The organism is Pseudomonas phoenicis (genome assembly GCF_047302395.1).
Classification (GTDB): Bacteria; Pseudomonadota; Gammaproteobacteria; order Pseudomonadales; family Pseudomonadaceae; genus Aquipseudomonas.
Genome location: NZ_CP154852.1, coordinates 4,228,050 through 4,247,833, shown reverse-complemented (window position 1 = coordinate 4,247,833; position 19,784 = coordinate 4,228,050). Strand labels below are relative to the sequence as shown.

The window sequence follows — 19,784 nt, the reverse complement described above, 5'->3', positions numbered from 1 at the left end:
TCAGCCGCGCGGTGGCGGCAGGGCGATGCGGTTGAGCACGGTGCCGCCATCCTTGCTGCGGGTCAGGTAGACCGGCAGCACCTTGGGCAACATGGCCACCAGGCGCTCGACCTCGGCGGTGTTGTACACGCCGCTGATGCGGATCTTGCCGGTGCTGTCGTCGGCGACGCGCAGCGGCTTGTCCAGGTAACGGCTGATGATGGGCAGGGCCTGTTGCAGGCTGAGGTCGTCCAGCACCAGCTTGCCGCTGCGCCAGGCCAGGCTACGTTCGTAGTCGTCGTTCTGCGCCAGTTGCGGCTCGAAATCGCCCTTGCGGTAGGTGGCCTGCATGCCGGGGCTGAGGCGATAGCCGCCGTCGCCGTCGCTGCTGACCAGCACCGAGCCCTGCACCAGCGTGACCTTGACCTGATCCTGGTATTTCCACACGTTGAATTGCGTGCCGGTGACGCGGGTCTGACCGCGCCCGGCCTGCACGATGAACGGGTGCTCGCTGTCGTGGGCGACCTTGAAGAAGGCTTCGCCTTCGACCAGGACCACCTTGCGCTGGTCCTTGAAGTTGAAATAGCGCAACTCGGTGTGCAGGTTCAGCTCCACCTGGCTGCCGTCGCTCAATCGCACGGTCTGCCGGGCATCGCCGCTGCTCAGGTGCTGGTAGCTGTTGGGCAGCAGCCCTTGCTCCCAGCCGAACCAGCCGGCAACGGGCAGGGCCAGCAGCGCGCAGGCGAAGGCAGGCGCGAAGCGACGCAGGCGATAGCGCAGCGGCGGACGACGGTCGGGCGGGTTGTAGGCCAGCTGGGCATGGCTGCGCGGCACATGCTCGACGTTCTGCCAGATCGCACCGATGGCCTTGTACTCCTCGACGTGCCGAGGGTCGGCCGCCAACCATTGGGTGAACGCCTGACGTTCGGCTTCGGTGCAGTCGTCAGCATGCAGGCGCATGCACCAGTGCGCGGCGGCATCGGTGATCGCATCGGGGTCGCTTGGGGGCAGGCGTTCGTGGTTCATCGGCGCTCCAGGTTTTGCGCATTCTAACCCCGACGGCCCCCGTGCGAGAACCGGGATAATGGCGAACCACTATCAGATGCGATTTTTCTGCTGAGGCGCAAACCCGTAGCCGTTCAGCGCCACCTCGCATGACGAATGCAATAGCGGGTGCCTGCGCAGTGCGCAGGCGACGGCCACATGCAGTCCTTGCGGTCATTCGGGTCGGTCGGGCCGCCGAACACAGAAGGCTTTTCGAACCTGGCAGCGCCAAGGCGTCGTCATTGACGCCACCTTGGCGTTCAACGGGCGCTGGCCACCACCGTCGGCTCCCAACCTCCACCCAGGGCTTTGTAGATATCGACGATGCCCTGGTACAGCTCGACCTCGCCCTGGGCCTGCGCATCTTCGGCCGCCAGCCGCTCGCGCTCGGCATCGAGCAGCACCAGGTAATCGACACTGCCTTCGCGGTAGCGGATCGAGGCGAGATCCGCAGCCTTGCGGCTGGCCTCGCTCTGGCGCACCAGAGCGCGCAGCCGTTGCTGACGCTTGCCGTAGTCGCTGAAGGCATTGGCCGACTCCTCCAGGGCCAGCAACACCTGCTGTTCGTAGCTGGCCAGCGCACCCTCGGCGTCGGCCTTGGCGCCGCGCAGGCGGGCGCGCACGCTGCCCAGGTCGAACGCCGCCCATTGGATGCTCGGCCCCAAGGCCCAGGCGTTGGCCGCGGCGCTGCCCAGTTGCGAGCCTCGCCCGGCGGTGAAACCGAGGAAGCCGCTGAGACTGACCCGCGGGAACAGGTCGGCGGTGGCCACGCCGACCGAGGCCGTGGCGGCGGCCAGCTCGCGCTCGGCGCGGCGGATGTCCGGGCGCCGACGCAGCAGCTCGCCGGGGTCGCCTACCGGCAGGGCCTTGGCGATCGCCGGTAAAGCCTTGGGCGACAGATCGACGCTCAGCGCATCGGCGCGCTGGCCGAGCAGGGTGGCGATGCGGTTGCGCGCCCGAACCTGCTGCGCCTGCAACTGCGGCACCGTGGCTTCCACCCCGGCCAGACGCGCCTCGGCGCGCATCACGTCCAGTTCGTTGCCCACGCCCGCATCGCGCAGCCGCTCGGTGAGCGAGCGCGACTGGCGCTGGTTGTCGAGGTTGTCGGTGGCGATGCGTTCGCGCAGTTGGGCACCGCGCAGCTGGCCATAGGCATCGACCAGCTCCGCGATCAAACTGACTTGCAACTGTTGCAAATCGGCAGCTGCCGCATCCTCACGGGCCTGGCTGGCTTCGATCTGCCGCTGGATGCGGCCGAACAGGTCGAGCTCCCAAGCCATGTCCAGGCCCAGGTCATAGCGCTCGATGTTCACCCGATCGTCGGTCTGCCCCGGAATCTGGCTTTTGCCCAGTTCGCCGCTGGCGCGGCTGGTGACGGTCGGGACGCGGTCCAGGCTGTCCTCTTCGCGCAGCGAGCGCGCGGCCTTGAGGCGGGCGAACGCCACGCGCAGGTCGCGGTTGCCGGTCAGCGAGGCACTGACCAACTGGTTCAGCACCGGGTCGTCGAACTGCCGCCACCAGGCGCTCTCGAAGCGCGCGCGGTCCAGGCGCTGGCCTTGCAGTTGCGCGTCCAGTTGCGCCGGCGCGGTCTGCGGCGCGTGGTAGTCCGGGCCCACCGCACAGGCGGCCAGGGCCAGTGCCAGCAGGCTCGGTGTCAGGGGTTTGAGCAGGTTCATGGCTGGCTCTCCAGGGCGACAGGGCGAACGGCGGCCTTGCGCGCCTCGCGACCTTCGACGAAACGGCGGATCAGGAAGAAGAACACCGGCGTCAGGAACAGGCCGAACAGCGTCACGCCGATCATGCCCGAGAACACCGCCACACCCATGGCATGGCGCATTTCGGCGCCGGCGCCGGACGACAACACCAACGGCACCACACCCATGATGAAGGCGATCGAGGTCATCAGGATCGGTCGCAGACGCAGACGGCAGGCCTCCAGTACGGCGGCCAGCGGGTCGAGGCCCTCGGCTTGCTTGTCCTTGGCGAACTCGACGATGAGGATAGCGTTCTTGCACGCCAGGCCCACCAGCACGATCAGGCCGATCTGGGTGAAGATGTTGTTGTCGCTACCGGCCAGCATCACCCCGGTGATGGCCGACAGGAGCGTCATCGGCACGATCAGGATCACCGCCAGCGGCAGGCTCCAGCTTTCGTATTGAGCCGCCAGCACCAGGAACGCCAGCAGCACGCAGAGCGGGAACACCAGCAGCGCGGTATTGCCCGAGAGGATCTGCTGGTAAGTCAGGTCGGTCCATTCGAACACCATGCCGTTGGGCAATTCCTGCTTGAGCAGCCGCTCGATCGCCGCTTCCGCTTGGCCCGAGCTGTAGCCGGGCGCTGCTGCGCCGTTGATCTCGGCGGTGATGAAGCCATTGTAGTGCATCACCCGGTCGGGCCCGGAGGTGTCGCTGACCTTGAGGAAGCTCGCCAGCGGCACCATCTCGCCACGGTCGTTGCGCACCTTGAGCTGACCGATCTGCTCGGCGTCGAGACGGAACTGCTGCTCGGCCTGGACGTTGACCTGGTAGGTGCGGCCGAAACGGTTGAAGTCGTTGGCGTACAGCGACCCCAGATAGATCTGCAAGGTGTCGAAGATGTCGTTGATGGCTACGCCGTGGGTCTTGGCCTTCTCGCGGTCGATGGCGGCATCGACCTGCGGCACGTTGACCTGGTAGCTGGTGAACAGCCCGGCCAGCTCCGGCACGTCATGGCTCTTGGTGATGATGTTCTGGGTTTCGCGGTACAGCGCCTCGTAGCCCAGGTTACCGCGGTCTTCGATTTGCAGGCGGAAGCCGCCGATGGTGCCCAGGCCCTGGACCGGTGGTGGCGGGAAGATGGCGATGTAGGCGTCTTCGATGTCGGCGAACTGGGCGTTGAGCGCGGCGGCGATGGCAGCGGCCGACTGGTTCGGGTCCTTGCGTTCGTCGAAGGGTTTGAGGGGCGTGAACACCACACCGCTGTTGGGGCTGTTGGTGAAACCGTTGATCGACAGGCCCGGGAAGGCCACCGAATCGGAGACGCCCGGTTGCTTCAAGGCGATTTCGCTCATGCGCTTGATCACCGCTTCCGTGCGGTCCAGGCTCGCCGCATCCGGCAGTTGCGCGAAGGCCACCAGGTACTGCTTGTCCTGCGCGGGTACGAAGCCGGTGGGTGTCGAGGCGAAACCCAGGTAGGTCAGGGCCATCAGCCCCGCATAGACGAACAGCGCGATGCCACTGGAACGGATGACCCGGCCGACGCCCGCCACATAGCGCAGCGAGGCGCGCTCGAAGAAACGGTTGAACGGCGCGAACAGCCAGCCGCCCAGCAAGCGTTCCAGCAGGCGCGAGAAGCGGTCTTTCGGTGCATGGTGGTCCTTGAGCAGCACGGCGGCCAAGGCCGGCGACAAGGTCAACGAATTGAAGGCCGAGATCACCGTGGAAATGGCGATGGTCAGCGCGAACTGCTTGTAGAACTGCCCGGTCAACCCGGAGATGAAGGCCGCCGGCACGAACACCGCGCACAGCACCAGCGCCGTGGCGACGATGGGCCCTGTGACTTCGCCCATGGCCTTCTGCGTGGCCTCCATGGGCTTGAGGCCCAGGCCGATGTTGCGCTCGACGTTCTCCACCACCACGATCGCATCGTCCACCACGATGCCGATGGCCAGCACCAGGCCGAACAACGACAGCGCATTGAGCGAGAAGCCGAACAGGTGCATGACCGCGAAGGTGCCGATCAGCGACACCGGTACCGCCAGCAGCGGAATGATCGAGGCGCGCCAGGTCTGCAGGAACAGGATCACTACCAGCACCACCAGGATCAGCGCTTCGAACAGCGTGTGCACCACCGCTTCGATGGAGCCGCGTACGAACACCGTGGGGTCGTAGACGATGCTGTAGTCCATGCCCTCGGGGAAGTCTTTCTTCAACTCGGCCATTTTCGCCCGCACCTCGTCGGAGATGTCGATGGCGTTGGAACCTGGGCGCTGGAAGATCGGAATGGCCACGGCCGGCTGGTTGTTCAGCAGCGAACGCAGGGCGTACTGGCTCGAACCCAGTTCGACCCTGGCGACGTCTTTGAGGCGCGTGATCTCGCCGTTGGCGCCGGCGCGCACGACGATGTTCTCGAACTCTTCTTCGGTGACCAGGCGGCCCTGGGTGTTGACCGACAGCTGGAAGCTGGTGGCGCCGGGGGCGGGCGGCGCACCGAGCTGGCCGGCTGCGACCTGGCGGTTCTGCTCTCGGATGGCCGTGACCACGTCGCTGGCGGTCAGGTTGCGCGACGCGGTCTTGTTCGGGTCGAGCCAGACCCGCAGCGAATAGTCGCCCATGCCGAACAACTGCACGTCGCCGATACCGTTCAGCCGTGCCAGCTCGTCCTTGACGTTGAGGATGGCGTAGTTGGACAGGTAGAGCATGTCGTAGCGTTGGTCGGGCGAGGTCAGGTGCACGACCATGGTCAGGTCGGGCGAGGCCTTGTCGACGGTGATGCCGATGCGCGTGACTTCTTCGGGCAGCTTGGGCTGGGTGCGGGTCACGCGGTTCTGCACCTGCACCTGGGCATTGTCCAGATCCGTGCCCAGGGCGAAGGTGATGGTCAGGGTCAACTTGCCGTCGGCGGTCGACTGCGAAGACATGTACAGCATGTTCTCGACCCCTGTGATGGCCTGCTCCAACGGCGAGGCCACGGTTTCACCGATGACCTTGGGGTTGGCGCCAGGGAAGTTGGCGCGCACCACCACGGTCGGCGGTACCACCTCGGGGTATTCGCTGATCGGCAGCTGGAACAGCGCGATGCTGCCGGCGATCAGCAGGATCAGCGACAGCACGGCGGCGAAGATCGGCCGGGTGATGAAAAAACGGGAGAAGTTCATCGGTCTGAGTCCTTAACCGCGTGGGGCCGAGACGCTGGCGAGCTTGGCGTCGCCCGCCGCAGCGTTGGCAGCCGGTTGGCTGGCTTGCAGCGCTTGGCGCTGACGGGCGAGGGCGGCGAGGGTGGCATCGCTGGCCATCGGCGCTTCCTGGGGCGTGACCTTGCTGCCGGGGCGCACCCGTTGCAGGCCCTTGACGACGATGCGGTCGTCCTTGCCCAGGCCGCTGCGCACGATGCGCAGGCCTTCGAGCTTGGGTCCGAGCTCGACGCTGCGGTAGTCGGCGGTGTCGTCCTTGTCCATCACCAGCACGAACTTCTTGCCCAGGTCCGTGCCCACGGCTTCGTCGTTGATCAGCACGGCGTCGTACTGAGCGCTGCCGACCAGCTTCAGGCGGGCATACAAACCGGGGGTGAACGCCCCGTCGCGGTTGTCGAACACGGCGCGCCCGCGAATGGTGCCGGTGCGCGGGTTGACCTGATTGTCGACGAAGTTCATCTGGCCCAGGTGTGGGGTGTCGGCCTCGTTGCTCAGGCCCAGGTACACCGGGGTGGTCTGGCCGCGCTGGCCCTGGCGGGCGAGCTGGGCGTACTTGAGGTAGACGCGCTCGTCGGCGTCGAAGTAGGCGTAGACCTTGTCGGTGGACACCAGCGTGGTCAGTGGCGTGACGTCGGCGCTGACGATGTTGCCTGCGGTGAACTGTGCACGGCCCACACGGCCGGCGATGGGCGCGGTGACGCGGGTGAAGCTCAGGTTCAGGCGCGCCAGGTCGAGCTGGGCCTGGATCGCCGCCACCCCGGCCTTTGCCTCGGCCGCAGCGCTGCTGCGCGATTCGGCGAGCTCTGCGGAAATGGCGTTGCTGTCGCGCAGGCGGGCGCCGCGCTGCGCTTCGTTGTCACTGCGGCTGGCGTTGGCGCGGGCCTGCTGCAATTGCGCCTCCAGGCGCCGCACTTCAGCCTGGAACGGGCGCGGGTCGATCTGGAACAGCAGGTCGCCTTGCCTGACCTGCGCCCCTTCGGTAAAGGCCACGCGGTCGATCTGCCCAGACACGCGCGGGCGCACCTCGACGGTTTCCGGCGCTTCCAGGCGGCCGGTGAACTCGTCCCATTCGTTGATCGGCTGTTCGATCACCTTGGCCACGGTGACCTTGGGGGCTGCCGGCGCTTGCACCGCGTCGGGCGCGCGGCCGCAAGCGCTGATCACCACCACGGCCAGGGCCGCCAGGGGAAAGCGCAAATGAAAGGAGGAAGGTTGCATGGGAGAGTCCGCCAGTGACCGATAGGAAAGTGGGCGGAGTGTGCGCGGGTGGCAGGAAGCGGACGAATCGAATGGGGCGAAGGTTATTATCGATCTGAATGATGCAAAGTATGTCTATTGGTTGATGACAGCGGCAGACGGTCCAAGCGAGGACCGCCTATCCGTTCGATCAGGCCACGTCGACCAGCACGATCTCCGCGTCTTCGATGGCCGTCACCCGCACTTCGCGTTCCTGTTCGATCGCCACGCCGTCGCGGGCGTTGGCGCGCAGCCCGTTGACCTCGATCACGCCGCGCGCCGGTACCAGATACCCGCGTCGGCCGGCTTCGAAGGTGTACACCGCGGTTTCGCCTGCGCGCACGGTGGCTGCTGCCAGGCGCGCATCGGCACGGATGCGCAGGGCCTGGTCGTCGCCGTCGCGACCGCTGGCCAGGGTCACGAAGCCTTCGTCGCGCTCGCCGCGCGGGAAGGGCCGGGTGCCCCAGGAAGGCGCGTCGCCGCGGCGCTCTGGAATGATCCAGATCTGGAACAGGCGTACATCCACCGGCTCGCTGTTCCATTCGCTGTGCACGATGCCGGTACCCGCACTCATCACCTGCACGTCGCCGGCTTCGGTCCGGCCCCTGTTGCCCAGGCTGTCTTCATGGCTGATGGCGCCTTCGCAGACATAGGTGATGATCTCCATGTCGCGGTGCGGGTGGGCAGGAAAGCCGCTACCGGCGGCGATCAGGTCGTCGTTCCAGACACGCAGGTTGCCCCAGTTCATGCGCGCCGGGTCGTGGTACTCGGCGAAGGAAAAATGGTGGTGGGCATCGAGCCAGCCATGGTTGGCGTGGCCGAGGGTGGCGAAAGGGCGCAGTTGCAGCATGGGAGGCTCCGGGATTGAAGGTGCAATGATTCCATGATGCTCGCGCAAAACATCGATAAAAAGCGTAAATTTTGGCTTTTATATATTTGATTATTAGATGTATAGAGTTGCATATCTGCCTGCAATTCATCGGCTAATGCCCTGATCTATAAGCAATCACTGGCGCTTTCCTACAGATGCGGTGAACATGCCGCGTTGATCTGAAGAACAAGGAAACGAGCGTGTCCGACGACTTCCCCGAGGTGCCCCTGGCGCTGACCCCTCCCGCACAACTGCCCTGGTTGCGTCGGTTTGCGGCTCGTCTGTTGGGCCGCGGCCTGAGCGGGTTGCAAGCGCAGCACCGCGACTCCTGGTTCCTCGGCCACGCCAGCGGCCGACGCAGCGGTCACAGCCAGGGCAGCCGGGAGGGCTTCGAACGAGGCCATGCCGAAGGTTTCGAGGCCGGCCGCCAGGTGCTGGTGATCCGCGACAGCCGTGACACCACACCCGCGGTGCCTGGACAGGACTTGAACCTGTTCGACGATTGGCGCCTGCCCCTGACCACCGAGCTGAAAAAACGCTTCAAGGCCGATGTCGCCGAGCACCTGCCGGCCACCGCCCAGCCAAGCGCGGCGCAATGGAAGTTGATCTTCAGTGACACGCCGTCCACCTGCGTGGTGGCCGGAGCGGGCGCCGGCAAGTCGACGTCCCTGGTGCTACGGCTGCTGTTGCTGCACCGCTACCTGGGCTTCGAACTCGACGCCATGACGGTGGTGACCTTTACCCGCGAATCGCGCAAGGACTTCATCAAGCGGCTGCTGCACGTGTTCGGCCTGTGGCAAGTACCTCTGGATCAGGCCCAGGCGCGCGATCTGGTGCGCACCTTCCATTCGCGCATCCTGCCCTGGATCCGCAGCCTGCCGGGCTACGGCCAATTGCGCGCTTTCGAAACCCTGGGCAACGACCTGGCGCAGGGGCGTGAGCAGGACGCCGAGAGCAACCCGTTCGACTTGCGTTTGAACGATGCCCAGCGCCAGCAGATGAACCTGTGTTATCGCGACTTGCTGCACAGCAGCCCGCGCTTCGCCGAACTGGTCGCGCAGATGCGCTGCGAGGCTTTGCAGTTGAAGGCGCTGGATCCTGAGCACCCGGACGTGCAGAAGCGTGCGCAGGTGACCCAGCTTGCCGCCCAGCGCGACGAAGAGTTGTGCGATGTGATCGAAGACCTGTGGTTCGCCGCGGGCGCCTGGCCGATCGCGGGCATCGAGCCGTGCCGCGAAACGATCGAGATCCGTGGCAGCCGGTTCCACGTCCATGGTCGCCTGGAAGGGCTGGATGCCTGGGTCATGCTGGGGTTCGATCCTGGCGAAAGTGCCCAATACCAACGTCCCGGTGCCAAACTGACCGTGCGCGCAGAATGGGCAGTGAAGCGCACGCTGTTTCAAGCTTTCTGCGATAAGCCACTGATATGGCTGGACAACTATGCCTCTGCGCAGCGTCTGGCGACGGCGCTGGCCGGGGATGCAGTGGCAGGGCCAGGCTTCGAGTTCAAGGTCAAGGGCGAGCTGGCTGCCGCACCTCTACTCGATGCCTTCGTTGCCGCCAGCAACTTCATCGAAAATCTCGGCTTGGAGGTCAATGCCGCCGTGGCGGGCATGCGCTTCGCACCGCAGGACAGCGATGCGGCCTTCTTCGAGGCGCTGGCGCTGTACCATCACGCCCTGGAAGCCCACCTGCTGGCACAGTCGCCGCCGGTGATGACTTACAACCGCATGTTCGCGCTGTTCGGCGAGCGCAACCCGGAAAACCTGCGTCTGCTGCCCGACGCACTGCTGCGTCCGCTGGCGCACGTGATGGTCGACGAATTCCAGGACGTCTCGCCGCAGATCGTCAGCTGGCTGCGGGCCAGCCTGCGGGAAATCCGTCGCCGCGGCCCGCAGTTGCATGCCGGGCGCCATGCGCAGCAGTCGTCCCTGTTGTGCGTGGGCGACGACTGGCAGTCGATCTACGGTTGGCGCGGCAGCTCGCCGACCTTCTTCATGGCCTTCACCAAGACCTTCCTGTCGCCAAGCCATACCCGCGTGATGATGGTGGAAAACTACCGCAGCCAGCAGTCGATCATCGATGCGGCCGAGCATCTGGTGCGCGGCACGCCTGCCATCGCTGGCAAGAAGGCCACGGCGAGCGGCCTGGCGGCGGCGTTGCCGAATACGCCGGTCAACGTTATGGATCGTGATGAGGTAGCCCTGGCAGCGACCCTCAAAGCGCATTACGATGCCGGGGAAACAGTGATGATGTTGTTTCGAAAAGGTAGCGATAAATTACTGATTTCAGAGCATATTGAGTCGATAGTTAAAGCTGATTCTAGGTTGCCCGCCGGCGAGCGGCGCCTGCGCCAACTGACTTACCACAGCGCCAAGGGGCTGCAGGCCGATGCGGTGTTCATGCTCGGCGACTGCCAGTATCAGACCAGTTCTCCCTACAAGAACCAGGTCTATCGTCTGGCTGGCCTGGGACGTGCGGGCGATGCGCAGCCGTTCGACACTGCGCAGAAAGATGAAGTGCAACGCCTGGCGTACGTGGCGGTGACCCGCGCAGTGCAGCACTGCTACTGGCACGTGGAGAAACCCACCGCCGATGCGGCGCAGGTGCCGCGTGCGTCTCGCCAGGTGCAGGGCCAACTGCCTTGCTTCGACGATCAGCGTGTGCCTTGAGGGCGCGGCCCTGAGGGCGCGGTAGCGCCAACCGGGCAGGGCGCAGCGATTGTTGGTATGGTGCCGGGCATTGCTCGCCGAGGTGCCGATGTTCTACCTGCCCCTGACCCACGACGACGCCGAGGCTTTGGCCTGCGGTGCCGATAGCCGACTGCTGCAACAGGCCGATGCCCTGCAAGCCGCCGCGATCCTGTTCATCCTCAACCTGCCCCGCCAGACCGCGGCGGCGCTGGGCGTGGAAGCCTTGGAACGGCGCTTCGCCGAGGTGCTGGCGATCGCCGACGAACTCGAGGCCAACGCGCCTGGTCGGTTCCTGGAACAGGTGCGACAGCGCTTCGACGCTGCCACCTTCGCCAGTGGCCTGGGCCTGCTCGGTGTCAACGGCATCGGCCTGCTCGATGCCGAGGTGGCGCTCGACAAGGCCAGCCTGCGTACGCCTGAAGGTGGCTGGGATTTCGGCTTCTCGCCGCGCTATCGCCAGCAAGTCACCCCCCTGCATCCTGCGCCCCTGCCAGGGTTGGCCAGCGACCTGGTACTGAGCGACCCGCAGCAAAGGCTGCTGCGCGAATTTCTCTGCGGCGCCGAAGAGTCGGTGGCGGTGCAGGGGTTCGCCGGCACCGGCAAGACGTTTCTCATCCACCAACTGGCGCGCCTGCTGGAGCCGCCGCGCACCTTGCTGCTGGCGCGCACCGAGGCGCAATTGCGGGCGTTGCAGGCACGGGTCAAGAATGCCGACGCCTTCACCGCGCTGACCTTCGGCCAATTGGCCGACCTGATCCTCGACCGCGACCAGACCGCCCAGGGCTGGCGCGTGCGCGACCGTTACCGCACCAAGCTGTCCTGGCGGCCGCAGGAGGCCAAGGTGGTGCAGTGGCTGGGTATCCCCGATGTCGGCCCGCTGGCGGCGCGCGAGGTGGTCGCCGTCTGTATCGGCGCGGTGCGCAGCTTCTGCCACGGCGGCGAGCACGAGGTGCAACTGCGCCACTTGCCGTGGGTCGGGCCGGGGCTGACGCCGCTCGACCAGGAAATGTTGCTGGAGATGGCCCGCCGTTACTGGCAGGAACTGATCCGCCCTTCGGCGCGCGAGGTGCAACTGCCGATCCGCGACTACCACCGCATCAAGCTGCTGTCGTTGCTCGACGAGGTGATCGACGGCCGCTTCAGCCATGCCATCGTCGACGAGGCCCACGAACTGTCGGCGCCGATGCTGGCGATTCTCGACCGCAGCCCGCAATCGATCATCGCCCTGGGCGACGAACTGCAAAACCTCAACGGCCTGAGCGCCCACCACGGCAGCTTCATCCGCCAACGCATCATCCACCGCTCGCTGCGCGCGGGGCCGGCCATGGATGCGGTGCTCAATCCGCTGATCGACGCCCATCCGGCCAGTATCCAGGCTGCGTTCACCGGAACGGCCGAACATTACACGCGGATCAGTTTCTACGACGCGGTGACTGTGCCCGAGCAGCCCACCGTGTTGCTGGTGGACGATGAGTGGGGCCTGTTCGGCTGGTTCCAGCGCCTCAGCCACCAAAGAGTGCCGTTCGTGCTGCTGCCTGAAGCGCGCAAAGAGTTCGAGCTTTTCGTCGAAGACTGCATCGAGCTGTTCCGCTACGGCACCCGGCCACGCCACCGCCTGCTGTTCCGTTATGCCAGCTGGCAAGCCCTGGAGCAGGACAAGAACAACGACCGTGCTTTCGCCGCCGTGGCGCAGATGCTGCGCAAAGGCTACACCGCCGAAGACTTCGCCAAAGCCAAGAGCCGCTACCGCTGGACCAAGACGCCGACGCTGTTCCTGGCCCGAGTGGAAGACGTGAAGAACCGCGAATTCTCGCGCGTGATGGTCTCGCCGGAACTGATGGTCGCGCCGAGTGCAGGTGGGGGGCGCAACGAACGGGCGCGCACCCTGGCCGGTTTGTACACCGCCTGCTCGCGCGCCCGGCACGAGTTGATCGTGCCGGGCGGGATGCTCGATTGGGTCAAGGATCAGGGCCGCGGCTGAAGCGCGGCCCCATCGGTCAGTTGCGGTCCAGCCAGACGGTCTGCACGTTGGTGAACTCGCGTACGCCGAAGTGCGACAGCTCGCGCCCGAAGCCGCTTTTCTTCACGCCGCCGAAGGCTACGCGGGGGTCCGAGGCGCAATAGCCGTTGATGAACACGCCACCGGTGTCCAGGGCGCTGGTCATGCGCTCGGCCAGGGTCAGGTCGGCGGTGTAAATGGTCGCCGCCAGGCCGAACTCGCTGTCGTTGGCCAGCTCCACCGCGTGTTCGGCGTCGCGGGCGCTGATGATCGCGGCAACGGGGCCGAACAGTTCTTGCTGGAAGGCGGTCATGTCACGGGTCACATCGCCCAGCACGGTCGGTGCGTAGAAGTTGCCCACACCCTCGAGCTTGTGACCGCCCAACAGCAACGTAGCGCCTTCGGCGAGGCTGGCCTGGACTTGGCCGTCCAGCTCGTCACGCAGGTCGAAACGCGCCATCGGGCCGATGTAGGTGTCGTCTTGCAGCGGGTTGCCAACGGCCAAGGCACGTGTCGCCTCGACGAACTTGGCGGTGAAGGCCTCGACCACGCTCTCTTCGACGATCATGCGCTTGGCGGCGGCGCAGACCTGGCCGGTGTTCTGGTAGCGGCCGATCACCGCAGCCTTCACGGCAGCGTCCAGGTCGGCATCGGCGAGCACGATGAACGGATCGGAACCGCCGAGTTCCAGCACGCACTTCTTCAGCGCTGCGCCTGCCTGGGCGCCGATCGCCATGCCGGCGCGCACGCTGCCGGTCAGGGTGACTGCGGCGATGCGCGGATCGTTGATCGCACGGGTCACGCCGTCGGGAGTGACGTTGAGCAGCTCGAATACGCCCTGCGGCACACCGGCGCGTTGGAACAGTTCCAGCAGTAGGTAGGCGCTGCCCATCACGTTGGGCGCGTGCTTGAGCACGTAGGTGTTGCCGGCCAGCAGTGCCGGCACGGCGCCGCGCAGCACTTGCCAGACCGGGAAGTTCCACGGCATCACCGCCAGGATCGGCCCCAAAGGGCGGTACTCGATGCGCGCGGTGGCGATCTGCGTGGCTTCGGGGGCGAGCATGGCGGGGCCGTGCTCGGCATACCAGCGGCACAGGCCCACGCATTTGTGGACTTCGCCGCGGGCCTGACTGATCGGCTTGCCGATCTCCCGGGCGATCATTTGCGCGAAGGCCTCGGCACCGGCTTCAAGGGTATCGGCCAAGCGCACCAGGTGTTCGCTGCGCTCGGCCAGCGAAGTCGTGCGCCACTGCTTGAAGCCATCGGCGGCACGTTGCAGGGACGCCTCTTGAGTGGCGGCATCGTCGAACGGATAGTGGCCAATCTGTTCGCCGGTGAACGGATCGACGGAAATGGCGTGGGTCTGGCTGCTGATCGTGGTCATGGCGAACTACCTCTGCTCATGGGTAAGTAGGACCAGACTAATGGTTCACTTCGCTACCGAAAACTGAATAATAATGAGCGAAACATTCATGTTTGGAGAATGGCTGTGGATTTGGTGCAACTGGAAATGTTCAAGGCCGTCGCTGAGCACGGCAGCATCAGCGCAGCCGCGCAGCACATCCATCGCGTGCCCTCGAACCTCACCACCCGCATCAAGCAGTTGGAGGAGGATCTCGGCGTCGATCTGTTCATCCGCGAAAAAAGCCGCCTGCGCCTGTCACCGGCAGGGTGGAATTTCCTCGAGTACGCCCGGCGCATTCTCGACCTGGTGCACGAGGCGCGGTTGACGGTCGCCGGTGAAGATCCGCAAGGCACCTTTGCACTGGGCTCTCTGGAAAGCACTGCCGCTGTGCGTATTCCGGCGTTGCTCGCAACCTACAACCAGCGCTATCCGAAAGTGGATCTCGACCTGTCGACCGGCCCGTCCGGGACCATGCTCGAAGGGGTGCTGAGCGGGCGTCTGGTCGCCGCCTTCGTCGATGGGCCGGTGCTGCATCCCACGCTCGAAGGCATGCCGGTGTTCGAGGAGGAGATGGTCATCATCGCGCCGCTCAACCACGCTCCGGTGAACCGTGCCCAGGACGTCAACGGCGAGAATATCTACGCCTTCCGCGCCAACTGCTCGTATCGTCACCACTTCGCCAACTGGTTCGTCCAGGACGATGCCGTGCCCGGCAAGATCCATGAGATGGAGTCGTACCACGGCATGTTGGCCTGCGTCAGTGCTGGCGCAGGCCTGGCCATGCTGCCGCGCAGCATGCTCGACAACATGCCGGGGTGCAGCATGGTCAGCGCCTGGCCCATGTCCGTGGACTTCCGCTACTTGAAAACCTGGCTGGTGTGGCGACGCGGTACGGTTTCGCGCAGCTTGAGCACGTTCATCCACCTGCTCGAAGAAAACGCCTCGCACACGCTCTAGCGCAGGCGGTTACTTGGCGTCGCAATTAACCCTCTGGCGTCTGTTAGCGCCACCGGTCCGGCGGCGGGGCGGATCATCGAATCCTTTTCACCGGCCGCACTCCCAGGCTATGTACGGCATGTTGTCGTGCATTTTCTGAAGCCCTATAGGTGAAAGATCATGGACAAGAAAGACAGCAAGACGAGTGAGAAGTCGGGTAGCCACGGCGGCAAGGGCAACGGCGGCAATTTCGCTGACGACCCGCAAAAAGCGTCGGAAGCCGGCAAGAAAGGCGGCAAGGCATCCAGCGGTACGAGCAAAAACAGTTCCGGTTCGGGCGGTGGCAAGGGCGGACGCTCCTGACCTCGACGCCAACGTAGTGCCAGCCTGGCTGGCACTGCGATTTTTCATCCCTCCGTCATGCGCAACATTCCCCCGTAATCGACAAGGAGCCGCCCATGGCGAGAGCGATCTGGAAGGGCGCCATCAGCTTCGGCTTGGTCCACATCCCCGTCAGCCTCAACACCGCCGTACGCGACGAGCGCATCGACTTCGACTGGCTCGACAGGCGCAGCATGGATCGCGTAGGCTACAAACGCATCAACAAGCGCACTGGAAAAGACATCGACAAGGACGATGTGGTCAAAGGCGTCGAGTATGAAAAGGGTCGCTATGTGGTGATCAGCGAAGATGAAATTCGCAAAGCCCGGCCCGAGGCGACGCAAACCATCGATATCTTTTCTTTCGTCAAAGCTTCCGACATCCCCCTGCAGCACTTCGATACCCCGTATTACCTGAGCCCCGACAAGCGTGGCGGCAAAGTCTATGCCTTGCTGCGCGAAACGTTGGAAAGCTCCGGCAAAGTGGCTCTGGCTACAGTGGTGTTGCATACCCGCCAGCACTTGGCCTTGCTGCGACCGCTGAACGATGCCTTGGTCATGATCACCCTGCGCTGGCCTGACGAGGTCCGTGGCCTGGACACCCTCGAGCTGGATCAGAAAGTCACCAAAGCTACCCTGACCAAGCAAGAACGCGACATGGCGAAACGTTTGGTCGAAGACATGAGCGGTCCCTGGTCGCCGGACGACTACCATGACGCTTTCCGCGACACCATCATGCAACTGGTGCGGGAAAAGGCGCGCAAGGGCAAGCTCAGTGCAGTGAAGAAGCCCAAGGCCAGTGGCACTGGCAAAGGCGCGGACATTCTAGACCTGACAGAGTTGCTCAAACGCAGTCTGGCAGGCAAAGGCACCGCCAAGAAAGCTGCCGAGAAGAAGAACTCGGCGTCTGCCGAGAAGAAGCCGGCCAAGCGCTCACGCAAAGCGTCCTGACCGGCAGGACGTCAATGCCGTTGGGCGAGCTGTACAAGGTTCCCGCACGTATCGTCGAATATGGCCACGGTGAAACCTTCATCGCGGATGGGCTCTTTCACGAACTCCACACCCGCTTTGGTCAAGCGAAGATACTCCTCCTCGACGCTCCTGACTTCGAAGGTGATGGCTGGCAGCTCGTCTGCCTTGAGAGCGGCCTGAAAAGCACCGGCGGCCGGGTGCACGATGGGTTCCAACGATAGCTGCACACCGTGCGAATCCCCCGGTGAAGTGAAGGTGAGCCAACGGTGCTGCCCCATAGGCACATCCTGTTTGGGTTCGAACCCCAGGATATGGTGGTAGAACGTGCCGGCTTTGGCTTGGTCGTCGACGAAAATCCGAGTCACCACGATCTTCATGGGCATTTCCTTGAATGTTGTGATTGTTCCTGTCGGTAAAGCTTTTTGGACGGTATCGGCCGTCCGGATTCGCGTTTCACTCGAACCAATACTCGTGCATGCGCTGCATGAACTCATCGGTCAGATCTACGCCACAAGCGCTGCCCAACACGGCGTCGACTTGGCACTCGGGGCATACCGCGGTCTGCTCGTCGTCGGTCCATTCGGTGATATTGACTGGGGTAAAGCGGGCCAGACAGGCGAAGCAGGCGCAGTACTTACTGGTGAGCAGCTGCTCGCGATTCCACGAAGAAAAGCGGTGAGCGTTGAGGATGTCATGGTTCACGAATCTGCTCCGTCAGGGGTCAGGGACGGACGCAAGCGCGGTAGACCCGGTTGACGGGTACGACGTCGGCGCCCTGGCTGCATGCCTGTGTGATAGGCGCGACGGGCGGAAGGTTCCGCGTGAGGCAAGGGCGGTAAGGTGTCTCACCGCCCCTTGGGCAATCAGTCTTGCGATTCTCCGCTCGTACCGAGCACCGACTGCTGTTGGTCGATCACCAGCAATTGGGCGTTGCTCGAAGGGTCGTCGGGCGCGAGTTCCGCCAAGGGCACGCCTTCGCCGCGAAACACCGTGCGAGTGGCGCCGGGCTGGACCAACGAGATCAACTGATCGTTCTGATAGAAAAACTGTGTACTGACGCGCGATTGGGTCATGGCTGAGGGCTCCTGGCAGCGTGGTATGCAGCGTCGGCTCCGGCCCGTAGGCACGGCCGGCATGCTGCGTCTCGAATCGCCCTGTACGTGGCTCGATGCGCGAGCCGCGAACAGGGCATATTGCTGACAGTGTTATGGACCGTCCCGGCACAGGCAACTGACAGAAATGCCAGGCAGTGCCTCGATGCGCGCTGAGGCGCTGCCCGATGTGAGCCGGGCAGCGGCGCCGGCGTCAGCGTTTGGGGTTGAGGGTGAGGTGCGCGTGTCGGTTGACGTCTTTGTACAGCAGGTAGCTGAACGGGCCAGGTCCCCCGGCGTAGCATGCCTGCGGGCAGAATGCGCGCAGCCACATGAAGTCACCGGCCTCGACCTCCACCCAATCTTGATTGAGGCGGTACACCGCTTTGCCTTCGAGCACGTAAAGACCATGCTCCATCACGTGGGTTTCGGCGAAGGGAATCACACCACCTGGCTTGAAGGTGACGATGTTGACGTGCATGTCGTGGCGCATGTCGGCCATGTCGACGAAACGCGTGGTGATCCAGCAGCCCTCGGTACCGGGCATTTCGATCACGGTGGCATTGTCGCGGTGGGTCACGAAGGAAGTCGGTGCATCCAGGCCTTCCACGCGCTGGTAGTGCTTGCGCAGCCAATGGAAACTGACGTTGCGGTCGCTGCGGTTGCGCAGGCTCCACTCGGCACCGGGGGCGATGAAGGCGTAGCCGCCTGGGGTCAGGGTATGCTGCTGGCCGTCCAGGGTAATGTCCAACTGGCCTTCGACGATGAACAGCACCGCTTCGGCGTTGGGGTCCAGTTCCGGACGCTCGCTGCCGCCCTGCGGGGCGACTTCGACGATGTACTGCGAGAAGGTTTCGGCGAAGCCGGTCAGCGGTCGGGCGATGACCCACATGCGCATGTTGTCCCAGAAGGGCAGATGGCTGGTGACGATGTCGCGCATCACGCCTTTGGGGATGACGGCGTAGGCTTCGGTGAACATGGCGCGGTCGGTCAGCAGCTCGGTTTGACCCGGATGACCACCGTGGGGAGCGAAATAGGAGTGCTTGGACATGGACGGTCTCGACGTTGTTGTTCTCTTCCCGTGCCGTGGACCGCACCGGCCGGTGCGCCGCCGGGAAGGTAAGGCGAGCATAGGGGCGACATGCTGACATCCACAAATTAAATGTCGAAATGCCAGGTATTCATTGTTTGAATGTCATTGGGGCGCTTGCTCGCTTCATCCTAGCGGGCTGCGTGCTCGCATGTGCCCCTAGCTGGGCAGCCTAGAGCGCCGGCCTGGCAGCAGTCCCAGCACCATCACGCAGCCCAGCAGTATCACGCCACCACCCAGCACTTGCAGCAGACTCAAGGCTTCGCCCAGGAACATCGCACCGACCAGCACCGCCACCAACGTAACGACGAACTCGACGCTGATGGCACGGGTAGCGCCGACACGCGCCACCAGACCGAAGAAAAGCACATAGCAAGTGGCGCTCATCACGCTACCGCTGACGAACAGGTAGCCCCAGTCCTCGAGCGTGGGCAGCGTGGGTATCGGTACCCAGCACAACAGAGGTAACAGCATCACACCACCGGCCAGAAAAGAGCCGCTTGCAACGGTCCAGGGGTCGCTTTGGCGCAGATGCAGCGCGGCATGGTTGCTGCCATAAGCGGCCGCCAGCGAGCCGATGATCGAGGCGATGCATCCGTGGATGAAGTCGGTGTCGACCGCTTGGGCCGGAAACCCTACCAACATCAGCATGCCTGCCAGTCCCAGCAGCAGGCCGAGCAGCCCTTGCCGGGTAAGCGTCTCAAGGCCCATCAGCCGACCGATCAACATCGACAGCAAAGGAATGGTGGTGACGAAGATGGCGGCCATCGCGGTGCCTATGCGTGGCGTGGCATAGGTCATGCCTGCCAACTGCCCCACTACCGTGGTGGCGCCGACTACCAGCAAAGGTTTGAGTACTGGCCGAAACTTCAGCTTGCGCCCTAGCATCAGGCCCAAGACGACAAGCGTTGAGCCTGCGAACAGCGCGCGAAAACTGACTGCCCCGACCCAACCGAATGCGTGCTCGGTGTGCAGCACCACCAGAAAAGACAGTCCCCAAGCGATGGCCAGGAACAGGTAGACAGCAAGATCGCGCGGTTGCATGGGAATGTCCGGGGCTGGGGCAGGCGAGGCTAACGGCGCTGGTGCAAGGATGGCAAGCATGCTTGCCAACCGTCATGTGAATAAACCTAGGGCGGCAGTGTGGGGCAGTCTTCGAAGGTAACGCCCCATCGGTGTCCTCCAGAATCGATCGAA

The 19,784-nt window shown here is 64.4% G+C and carries 16 protein-coding genes; 5 read left to right on the top strand and 11 right to left on the bottom strand.

The window, feature by feature from the left end:
• The 5 genes from AA0Z93_RS19305 to AA0Z93_RS19285 form a co-directional block, all read right to left on the bottom strand.
• A complete protein-coding gene (locus AA0Z93_RS19305; protein ID WP_413047376.1) occupies positions 1-1,005 on the bottom strand; it encodes a FecR family protein in 1,005 nt (334 codons plus the stop codon).
• A 278-nt stretch (positions 1,006-1,283) separates the two neighbouring features.
• A complete protein-coding gene (locus tag AA0Z93_RS19300; protein WP_413047377.1) occupies positions 1,284-2,699 on the bottom strand; it encodes an efflux transporter outer membrane subunit in 1,416 nt (471 codons plus the stop codon).
• Positions 2,696-5,878, bottom strand: coding sequence for an efflux RND transporter permease subunit (locus AA0Z93_RS19295; RefSeq protein ID WP_413047378.1), 3,183 nt, complete (start codon positions 5,876-5,878; stop codon positions 2,696-2,698). Before AA0Z93_RS19295 ends, AA0Z93_RS19300 begins: the two co-directional genes overlap by 4 nt.
• Positions 5,879-5,890: 12 nt before the next feature.
• Positions 5,891-7,132, bottom strand: a complete 1,242-nt coding sequence (mexE, locus tag AA0Z93_RS19290) for a multidrug efflux RND transporter periplasmic adaptor subunit MexE (protein ID WP_413047379.1) — start codon at positions 7,130-7,132, stop codon at positions 5,891-5,893.
• A gap of 169 nt (positions 7,133-7,301) precedes the next feature.
• Complete coding sequence (locus tag AA0Z93_RS19285) at positions 7,302-8,000, bottom strand: pirin family protein (RefSeq protein ID WP_413047380.1); 699 nt, start codon at positions 7,998-8,000, stop codon at positions 7,302-7,304.
• Positions 8,001-8,221: 221 nt separating this feature from the next.
• On the opposite strand from AA0Z93_RS19285, the gene AA0Z93_RS19280 reads away from it, so the two are divergent.
• Together AA0Z93_RS19280 and AA0Z93_RS19275 are read left to right on the top strand one after the other, a co-directional pair.
• Positions 8,222-10,693, top strand: coding sequence for a UvrD-helicase domain-containing protein (locus AA0Z93_RS19280; protein ID WP_413047381.1), 2,472 nt, complete (start codon positions 8,222-8,224; stop codon positions 10,691-10,693).
• Between the two features lie 88 nt (positions 10,694-10,781).
• Complete coding sequence (locus AA0Z93_RS19275) at positions 10,782-12,695, top strand: hypothetical protein (RefSeq protein ID WP_413047382.1); 1,914 nt, start codon at positions 10,782-10,784, stop codon at positions 12,693-12,695.
• 16 nt (positions 12,696-12,711) lie between these two features.
• Here AA0Z93_RS19275 and AA0Z93_RS19270 read toward each other — a convergent pair whose 3' ends face one another.
• Complete coding sequence (locus tag AA0Z93_RS19270; protein WP_413047383.1) at positions 12,712-14,097, bottom strand: aldehyde dehydrogenase family protein; 1,386 nt, start codon at positions 14,095-14,097, stop codon at positions 12,712-12,714.
• 105 nt (positions 14,098-14,202) lie between these two features.
• Between AA0Z93_RS19270 and ptrR the strand changes: the two genes are divergently transcribed.
• From ptrR to AA0Z93_RS19255, 3 genes are all read left to right on the top strand, one after another.
• The gene (ptrR, locus tag AA0Z93_RS19265) at positions 14,203-15,075 is read left to right on the top strand and encodes a putrescine utilization regulator PtrR (RefSeq protein ID WP_413048400.1); all 873 of its coding nucleotides are present in this window, start codon (positions 14,203-14,205) and stop codon (positions 15,073-15,075) included.
• A gap of 159 nt (positions 15,076-15,234) precedes the next feature.
• Positions 15,235-15,417 carry a KGG domain-containing protein gene (locus tag AA0Z93_RS19260; RefSeq protein ID WP_413047384.1) on the top strand — a complete coding sequence of 61 codons (183 nt, stop codon included), beginning with the start codon at positions 15,235-15,237 and terminating at the stop codon, positions 15,415-15,417.
• 95 nt (positions 15,418-15,512) lie between these two features.
• On the top strand, positions 15,513-16,385 hold the full coding sequence (locus AA0Z93_RS19255; protein WP_413047385.1) for a Ku protein: 873 nt from the start codon (positions 15,513-15,515) through the stop codon (positions 16,383-16,385).
• An 11-nt stretch (positions 16,386-16,396) separates the two neighbouring features.
• Here the strand turns inward: AA0Z93_RS19255 and AA0Z93_RS19250 are convergent, their stop codons facing one another.
• The 5 genes from AA0Z93_RS19250 to AA0Z93_RS19230 form a co-directional block, all read right to left on the bottom strand.
• Positions 16,397-16,783: a VOC family protein gene (locus AA0Z93_RS19250; protein ID WP_413047386.1), complete on the bottom strand. Its 387-nt coding sequence runs from the start codon at positions 16,781-16,783 to the stop codon at positions 16,397-16,399.
• A 76-nt stretch (positions 16,784-16,859) separates the two neighbouring features.
• Positions 16,860-17,108: a cytoplasmic protein gene (locus tag AA0Z93_RS19245; RefSeq protein ID WP_413047387.1), complete on the bottom strand. Its 249-nt coding sequence runs from the start codon at positions 17,106-17,108 to the stop codon at positions 16,860-16,862.
• A gap of 161 nt (positions 17,109-17,269) precedes the next feature.
• Complete coding sequence (locus AA0Z93_RS19240; RefSeq protein WP_413047388.1) at positions 17,270-17,479, bottom strand: hypothetical protein; 210 nt, start codon at positions 17,477-17,479, stop codon at positions 17,270-17,272.
• Between the two features lie 232 nt (positions 17,480-17,711).
• A complete protein-coding gene (locus AA0Z93_RS19235; protein ID WP_413047389.1) occupies positions 17,712-18,548 on the bottom strand; it encodes a bifunctional allantoicase/(S)-ureidoglycine aminohydrolase in 837 nt (278 codons plus the stop codon).
• A 198-nt stretch (positions 18,549-18,746) separates the two neighbouring features.
• On the bottom strand, positions 18,747-19,631 hold the full coding sequence (locus AA0Z93_RS19230) for a DMT family transporter (RefSeq protein WP_413047390.1): 885 nt from the start codon (positions 19,629-19,631) through the stop codon (positions 18,747-18,749).
• Between the last annotated feature and the right edge of the window lie 153 nt (positions 19,632-19,784).

Coding starts and splice junctions, on each gene's coding strand:
- AA0Z93_RS19240 (WP_413047388.1), bottom strand. CDS start 17,479: ATGACCCAATCGCGCGTCAGTACACAGTTTTTCTATCAGAACGATCAG.
- AA0Z93_RS19260 (WP_413047384.1), top strand. CDS start 15,235: ATGGACAAGAAAGACAGCAAGACGAGTGAGAAGTCGGGTAGCCACGGC.
- AA0Z93_RS19300 (WP_413047377.1), bottom strand. CDS start 2,699: ATGAACCTGCTCAAACCCCTGACACCGAGCCTGCTGGCACTGGCCCTG.
- AA0Z93_RS19230 (WP_413047390.1), bottom strand. CDS start 19,631: ATGCAACCGCGCGATCTTGCTGTCTACCTGTTCCTGGCCATCGCTTGG.
- AA0Z93_RS19255 (WP_413047385.1), top strand. CDS start 15,513: ATGGCGAGAGCGATCTGGAAGGGCGCCATCAGCTTCGGCTTGGTCCAC.
- AA0Z93_RS19270 (WP_413047383.1), bottom strand. CDS start 14,097: ATGACCACGATCAGCAGCCAGACCCACGCCATTTCCGTCGATCCGTTC.
- AA0Z93_RS19295 (WP_413047378.1), bottom strand. CDS start 5,878: ATGAACTTCTCCCGTTTTTTCATCACCCGGCCGATCTTCGCCGCCGTG.
- AA0Z93_RS19235 (WP_413047389.1), bottom strand. CDS start 18,548: ATGTCCAAGCACTCCTATTTCGCTCCCCACGGTGGTCATCCGGGTCAA.
- AA0Z93_RS19275 (WP_413047382.1), top strand. CDS start 10,782: ATGTTCTACCTGCCCCTGACCCACGACGACGCCGAGGCTTTGGCCTGC.
- AA0Z93_RS19285 (WP_413047380.1), bottom strand. CDS start 8,000: ATGCTGCAACTGCGCCCTTTCGCCACCCTCGGCCACGCCAACCATGGC.
- AA0Z93_RS19250 (WP_413047386.1), bottom strand. CDS start 16,783: ATGAAGATCGTGGTGACTCGGATTTTCGTCGACGACCAAGCCAAAGCC.
- AA0Z93_RS19305 (WP_413047376.1), bottom strand. CDS start 1,005: ATGAACCACGAACGCCTGCCCCCAAGCGACCCCGATGCGATCACCGAT.
- mexE (WP_413047379.1), bottom strand. CDS start 7,132: ATGCAACCTTCCTCCTTTCATTTGCGCTTTCCCCTGGCGGCCCTGGCC.